This is a genomic window from Candidatus Megaera venefica (assembly GCF_034554655.1).
GTDB lineage: Bacteria > Pseudomonadota > Alphaproteobacteria > Rickettsiales > Rickettsiaceae > Megaera_A > Megaera_A venefica.
On the sequence record NZ_JARJFB010000106.1, the window covers coordinates 1 to 6,640 of the forward strand.

Genomic DNA, 6,640 nt, shown 5'->3' on the forward strand with positions numbered 1-6,640 from the left:
AAAAGGCAGAAGGTAAATCTTCAGGGTTAAACTTAGCAACTTTCTGAGTCTTATGTAATTTCTTTTTTTGCACTATATCCTCGCATTAATTAGTTAGTTAGAGTTAAATTCCTAAAGCACCACGATATAAATCAATTAAGTTATCTTCCTCAGCTAGAGCATCCTTGTCTTTCTTTCTAAGTTTTAGTACATGTTTAATTATTTTAACATCAAAGCCCATTGATTTAGCTTCATTGAAAGATTCCCTAAGAAGATCGCTAGACTCCAAGCGTTCTTGCTCTATAGTCTCTATTTTGTTTATCATTTGCTTTAACTTTTCAGCTTCTATTACTTCGCTCATCATAGGTAATTATTTATTTTAAGTTGTGATTTAGATTATTTGTTATTTTAAACATTTTTAAAACAACAAATATAATAGCAGAAGCTACAAATCCATACAGCATTTTATACGATAATTCTCTGCTAAAAATATCTAGGATTCTTGAGTAAGAAAATTGGTTATTGAGACCGAAGAATAATCCCATGATAAACCCGTCTATTATAGAAGCTATGACAAGCGATAAAGCATTGGATATTACAATATTAAACTTACCAGTTAGTTTTTGAAAAACAGAAGCAGACCAGTACATGGATATCATCAATGATGAGAATGAAGCAAATACTAAGCCGTTTACTATTTTACCGTCAATATAGTAAGGTAGTTGCAGAAGTAGAGCAAAGCTTATTACAATAGCAACAGCCAGCCCTTTTAAACTCTTTGATTTGCCACAAGTAAATGTTACCGCATTAGTCGTGATAGTAATAATAGTAAATATCAGAGCGCATTGGTATATTGCCGTGCAAAAATTTAGTAGATAGGCAAGGGCGCATAGCAACAAGGTGCTGCAAATATATAACTTATTACCGACTATTTTGTTTATCATGTTACCTCTTGTATCTTTAACAAATTTATTATAGCACACATTTTAACAAAAGTAATCAGGGTTAGCGTATATAGAGTTATAGGCCATACAAGCTTTTCTATATATTTAAAAATCAAGTTCATTATCAAGCCACTAACCATTCCCGTAATTTTGAATATCGATGCGAACTAGTAGTATCTTTTACGGCCATTGCCAATGCTTTCTTTTGACCGATAATTACAACTAGTTTTTTACCTCTTGTAATAGCAGTATAGATAAGATTACGCCTTAACATCATATAGCTTTGCATGGTAATTGGAATGATAACCGCTGGATATTCCGAACCTTGAGATTTATGAATGGTGGTTGCATAGGCTAGGGTGATTTGATCAAGATCGGTGTAATCATAATTTACGTCTCGATTATAAAAGTTGATTATTATTTCTTGATCTTGTTCGTTAATAGCCTTGATAATACCGATGTCTCCATTATAAACCTCTTTGTCATAATTATTTTCTGTTTGCATGATTTTATCGCCTACGGCAAAGATTTGACCAAATTTGACTATGCCATTGGTATGATTAGGGTTTAAAACTTTTTGTAGTTCAATATTAAGAGATCTAGCTCCAGCTCCGCCTCTTTGCATAGGACATAATAATTGAATATCCTGTATGGGATTTAGATTAAATCTTTTTGGAATCCTATCCTTTACCATGGTAATTATTTTATTGATGATGTCATCACCGTGCTCTGCTTCTACAAAGTAAAAATCTGATTCTTCTCTGGTAATTTGCATATTCGGTAATATTCCATGATTTACTCGGTGAGCATTAGTAATAATATTGCTTGTTGCCGCTTGTCTGAATATTTCGGTTAACTGAACCGTTGAAATGACTTTAGAACTAATAATGTCTTTTAAAACCTGCCCCGCACCTACTGAAGGTAATTGATCTACGTCACCTACTAGCAGTAATGCCGAATGCAGAGGGAGGGCTTTTAACAAAGAATAGAATAAAGGTACATCTACCATTGAGGTTTCGTCTATTACTAGGTAATCACATGAAAGCGGTGATTCCTCATTGCGTTTGAAACCGCCGTAAGCAGGGTCTATTTCAAGCAACCTATGTATGGTTGTAGCTTCAAGTCCCGTACTTTCGCTGAGACGTTTAGCGGCTCTACCAGTCGGAGCGCATAATTTAATATTTAACTTCTTTGCCGCTAATGTTTTAAGTAGGCTATTTACCAAAGTAGTTTTACCGGTACCTGGGCCACCTGTAATTACCATTAACCTATTATCTAATGCTTTTTCTATAGCTACCTTCTGACTCTCTGCAAGGCTAATATTAAGCTCCTTTTCTACTAAAGGTATAATTGTAGCAGTATCTGTTTTGTCCCAAGACACTGGAGATTTTGCTAAATTAAGTAATATTTTGGCTATATTTTTTTCATATACATAATAACTGGCTAAAAAAATGGTATTGATATTATTTAGAGTATCAGTAACTAGTGACTTTAACTTGATTTCTTCTGCTATGGCTAGTTCAATTAAATCTTTCTCGATCTCGAGTAATTTCGCGCTATTTTGCACGAGTATTTCTTGAGGTAAGCCGCAATGTCCGTCAGAAGTTGCCTCGAGTAAAACATGCGCAACACCTGCTCTTGCCCTTACTAAAGAATCCTTTGCTATGCCTAAATTGCCTGCAATCGTATCAGCCGAAACAAAACCTATACCCCTTATATCTTTGGCCAGTTGATATGGATTTTGCGATACTACTTCAATTGCTTTCTCACCGTATGTTTTATAGATTCTAGTAGCTCTAGTAGTTCCTACTCCATGAGACTGTAGAAAAACCATGATTTCACGGATAATCTTTTGATCTTGCCAGTTGCTGCAAATACTTTGCGCTCTGATTTTACCTATACCTTCTACGGTTGACAAAAGATTTGGTTTGTTTTCAATAACCTCAAATACTTTATCACCGAATGCCGACACTAATCTTTTGGCAAAATGCGCTCCTATGCCTTTAATTAAACCAGAGCCAAGATACCTTTCGATACCTTCTAACGTCTCAGGAGGCAAAGACTTTAGGAAATCAGCTTTGAATTGCTTGCCGTGATTACGATCATTATGCCAGATACCGCTACATTTGATATATTCTCCGGCGGAAACAGAGGGAACATTACCGGTAACAGTTACCAAGTCCTTATGCCCTTTAACCTTGACGCGGATTACGCAAAAGCCGTTATCTGCATTATGATAGGTAATTCTCTCGATAGTACCTGATAAATACTCCTTATCGTTTTGATGTTTCATTAATATTCTATAAATAGGTGATTATACCATGAAGACGGCTCTCTATTAGGGGTCAAAAGGAAGAAGCGGCCTAAATGTGGTTTTCAGTTTTTTTATGACATTGGTTTAAGGGAGTTTTGGTTTCTGAAAACCAGATATGAGCGGCTAAATGTTCAAATTTGATATTTTTATTGATCCTCCCATCTTGATCAAAAATTGATTCACCGAGATTATAAAAACGAAAACCGCCACCTCCTTGCCAATTAACGTCTTTAGAAATTCCCCCTTGCTCACCGTCAATAACTTTTTGCAAACGAGTTGCACAATGTGTTTTTGCTTGCTCACCCATTTCAATTCCAATCCAGCGGCGGTTCATTTTGTGAGCAACTGCGGTAGTAGTCCCTGAGCCTAGAAAGGAATCGAGGATGAGGTCGTTTTCGTTTGTAGCTAAAGTTAAAATCCTCTCTATAAATGCTTCGGGTTTTTGGCCGCCATCAAAATCAGAACGCTCTTTTGACATTGGATTAATAACTTTTATATCGCACCACAAATTAGACACTGGTTGACCTTTGTATTCATCAAGATATATTTTTCTATTAATATTTTGTGTTTTTGAATCAGGAAAAGATAACTTTCCTTCTACATCCCAACTTTGCATCAGTTCATAAGAAATAGAGTAACCTTTTACAGGAGTTTTATACCCTTTATAATCATATATTAAATTAGGTCTGTAATTAGGGCTTTGTATAGGAGACTTCATAAAGTGCCTCCCTGCGTCATCTATATTGACAAACCTTTTTTTTATATATTCTTGTGTTATATCGTCATTCATAGAAAATATGTGATTGACTTTATAATTAGATGTTTTTGAATACCATAATACATGATCAGTAACAGTATTTAATCTGTTTTTAGGATTTGCGCTACCTCCACGTCTTTTCCACACGATATTATTTATAAAGTTTTTCCGTCCAAATATTTCGTCTAAAAGTATTTTTAAATATGCGTGTTCATCATCATCGATTTGTATAAAAATACTTCCATCTTCGCTCAAAAGCTCCCTCAACAACTCCAGCCGTGGATACATCATATCCAGCCATTTAGAATGCTCTAGATTGTCATCATAATGTTCAAAGGCACTGCCTGTATTATAAGGCGGATCAATATAAATACACTTAACCTTGCTTGCGTAATAAGGCAGCAATGCTTTTAGAGCCTCAAGATTATCTCCTTGTATTAGCATATTTCTAGAAGTTTCGTCACCGTAAGAAAATCTTGCATCAATTTCAAGCAGGCGGTAGGGCACTTTGCTGACCTGCTTAATTGTTTTTTCTCGGTCTAACCATTGTAAAATCGGCATTATGTGTTTTTATTTTCTTGTTCAACTTTATCCATGTCTTTAGAATAAATAGCTAGCATCAGAACGAAAACGCTGTTCTTTATAAACTGCAATCTATATTTAAGTCTTTAGTCTTGCCTATTACAAGCGTCTTTGAGTTTTTGACCAACTTTGAACTTTGGTTGAGTATAAGCTTTGATCTGTATAGACTCACCGTTGCGAGGATTACGGCCAGCTCTTGCTGCAATCTTAGTAGCAGAGAAATGACCAAAACCTACAAGAGAAATCTCATTACCTTGACCCATGGCATCAATTACCGAAGAAGTGAACATATCTATGTTTTTCTCAGCTTCGGCTTTAGTGCATTTATTTTGTTCAGCAATATATGTTACGAATTCTTGTTTATTCATGAGTTTAAGTATTTATTGTTAAAAAGGCGATCTCGCCGGAGTTCAATCTAGCGAGATCATAATACCTGATTCATTGCAGCGTTTTTATTATACCGGTAAACTAAATTTTGTCCCTAAGCTTTAGAACGTCATCTTCAGGCAAGGCGGTAACTGAAGTAATTAGCTTATAATACAGCTTTTGCTTGAGCCTATTCTAATTTATATAATAAGTTTGATAAAATCCAAAAATAGAGACGGCTTTTATTAACTTTTATATGCAAAATATATCAAAGATTGTGATGTTATGGAGACAATTTTGACTATAAGGTGACATTAAGTGGCGATGCCATGTCGCGGTCATTCGGATAATATCCCATCTTCACGCCTATAGGACCTATAGCTAGTCGGCATTAATAGAAGGAATTGATCTCTCCAGCTACCTCGAGCTGAAGGTTGTTACAATCTACATTATAGAATAGGTCAGGTGTGTGTTCTATTTGTTCGGAGCTAGTGGCAAATTTAAAAGAATTAAATTGTTGCTCAAACATTAAATATACCTCGGATATATTGTTATTTAATAATGTGTTTTCAACTAGCTTAGAATGTAGCTCTATAGCTTTTTCTTGAGAAACCTTATGACCCGTCAGGTAAAAAATGAAATTTTCAATTACTTGAGACCCGCAATTGGCATATTTTTGTTGCTCTACAGTGATTTCCTGAAAGTCTACTTGAGAGTCAAGAGTGTGGGTGATAAATTGCTTCAGTTCTTGGGACATATGTTTATTTAATGAATCAAGATACTTTACGTGTATCATATTAGTATATTTATCTTTTTCAAAAATTATCCCTACTGCATGTTTATTATATAAGTTCACTGGTACTAAAGTTAATTTTTCTGTAGAAGTAGATATTTGAGTAAGTATATCTGATATATTATTATAATTTTGATCAATGAATATAGCTTGTAGAACTTTCATATTTTTAAGTTGTAAATCAATAATTCGTAATTCTAGGATATAGCTTACTGCATTTAATGTATATTTATAAAAACCTTGATTGTATTCACTAAGATTATAATCTTGTTGTTTAATATTAAAACCACATAATATTGTATCAAATAATGTTTTTTTAATTTTAGTTTTTTCTATATTTAACAAGTTAGCAGGGTTCGTATTATTCATTGCTTCTAGGAAGCTATAATCAGGTGCAGGTGGTTTAAGAATTTCTCTACTATTCTCAGACCATAGTCTTTCTCCTGATTTCGCTTTTTTATCTGATGTATCACGGTATGAACTACCTTCCCAATCAGATTTTCCAGTTGTAATCATTCCACCAATACCAAAAGTACCTAAGAACCCTAGTGCTTTTATATTCCAATCTTCATAATATCGATTAAAGTCATCTCCTCTTTTTCCGCCAGATCCAGGTTGTCCTGGGAGTCCATAATCCCCATTTTTTCCTATCTCAGAAATTATTTTACAGCTAAAATTACATTTAACTTTACCAGGATAACCTCCGATACCTCCTGTTCCTCCTTTTCCTGAGTTACCTCCAATACCACCTTCTTCACCAGAATTGTAATATAATATCCTTGAGATAGTCTTTAAGGAGTCTTCATAAACTATAGTTGGAGTACACCTATTTGAATTGAAGCCAACATAAGAATTGGCATCTTTACCATTCTGACCATTAGAGCCATTACCACTATCTTGTCCTT

6 protein-coding genes are annotated in these 6,640 nt (G+C 34.6%); all 6 read right to left on the reverse strand.

All coding sequences use genetic code 11. From position 1 onward, the window contains the following. Window positions 1–103: 103 nt before the first annotated feature. On the reverse strand, window positions 104–340 hold the full coding sequence (locus Megvenef_RS06565) for a DUF2312 domain-containing protein (protein ID WP_322777178.1): 237 nt from the start codon (window positions 338–340) through the stop codon (window positions 104–106). A gap of 13 nt (window positions 341–353) precedes the next feature. Continuing rightward, complete coding sequence (locus Megvenef_RS06570; RefSeq protein ID WP_322777179.1) at window positions 354–923, reverse strand: hypothetical protein; 570 nt, start codon at window positions 921–923, stop codon at window positions 354–356. Window positions 924–1,047: 124 nt separating this feature from the next. Then, complete coding sequence (gene recD2, locus Megvenef_RS06575; protein ID WP_322777180.1) at window positions 1,048–3,216, reverse strand: SF1B family DNA helicase RecD2; 2,169 nt, start codon at window positions 3,214–3,216, stop codon at window positions 1,048–1,050. Window positions 3,217–3,286: 70 nt separating this feature from the next. Beyond that, complete coding sequence (locus Megvenef_RS06580; RefSeq protein ID WP_322777181.1) at window positions 3,287–4,555, reverse strand: site-specific DNA-methyltransferase; 1,269 nt, start codon at window positions 4,553–4,555, stop codon at window positions 3,287–3,289. A gap of 107 nt (window positions 4,556–4,662) precedes the next feature. Beyond that, the gene (locus Megvenef_RS06585; protein WP_322777182.1) at window positions 4,663–4,944 is read right to left on the reverse strand and encodes an HU family DNA-binding protein; all 282 of its coding nucleotides are present in this window, start codon (window positions 4,942–4,944) and stop codon (window positions 4,663–4,665) included. Window positions 4,945–5,333: 389 nt separating this feature from the next. Continuing rightward, on the reverse strand, window positions 5,334–6,640 hold a 1,307-nt coding region (locus Megvenef_RS06590; protein WP_322777183.1), incomplete at its 5' end, for a hypothetical protein.